Origin of the sequence: Staphylococcus sp. GDY8P57P, from assembly GCF_017892585.1 — a bacterium.
In the GTDB taxonomy this organism is placed as follows: Bacteria; Bacillota; Bacilli; order Staphylococcales; family Staphylococcaceae; genus Staphylococcus; species Staphylococcus borealis.
Map to the genome: position 1 here is coordinate 1 of NZ_JAESLK010000082.1, position 634 is coordinate 634.

Here is a 634-nt window from a genome sequence, read left to right on the forward strand (position 1 = left end):
TAGAAATCTATATATGTTGCAATTTAACACATACTACTTAACTCGAACTTTTATTCAAAGCGATATCTTAATTAATACAGGAGGTTGATACAATGACAAACGCACTATTAGAAGATTTAAAATGGAGAGGTTTAATCTATCAACAAACAGATGAACAAGAAATTGAAGACTTATTAAATAGAGAGTCAGTTAAAATATATTGTGGTGCAGATCCTACAGCTGATAGTTTGCACATTGGGCATTTATTACCATATTTAACACTACGTCGTTTCCAAAACCATGGTCATACACCAATCGTCTTAGTCGGTGGTGGTACAGGTATGATTGGAGATCCATCAGGTCGTTCAGAAGAAAGAAAATTACAAACTGATGAACAAGTTGAAGCTAATGTAAGAGGAATCATGAATCAAATGCATAAAATATTTGATTTTGAAGGTGAAGACTCAGCGATTCTTGTTAACAATAAAGATTGGTTAAAAGAAATAGATTTAATTTCATTCTTAAGAGATTACGCTAAACACGTGGGTGTAAACTACATGTTAGCGAAAGATTCTGTTAAGACGAGATTAGAAACAGGTATTTCATACACTGAGTTTACGTACATGATTTTACAAGCCATTGATTTCGGATACTT

Annotated in this window: 1 protein-coding gene; it reads left to right on the forward strand. The window is 32.6% G+C overall.

Annotated features, from left to right (window positions below; all coding sequences use genetic code 11):
- Positions 1-92: 92 nt before the first annotated feature.
- Positions 93-634: tyrosine--tRNA ligase (gene tyrS, locus KA878_RS13600; RefSeq protein WP_210142205.1), on the forward strand; the 542-nt coding region annotated here is incomplete at its 3' end.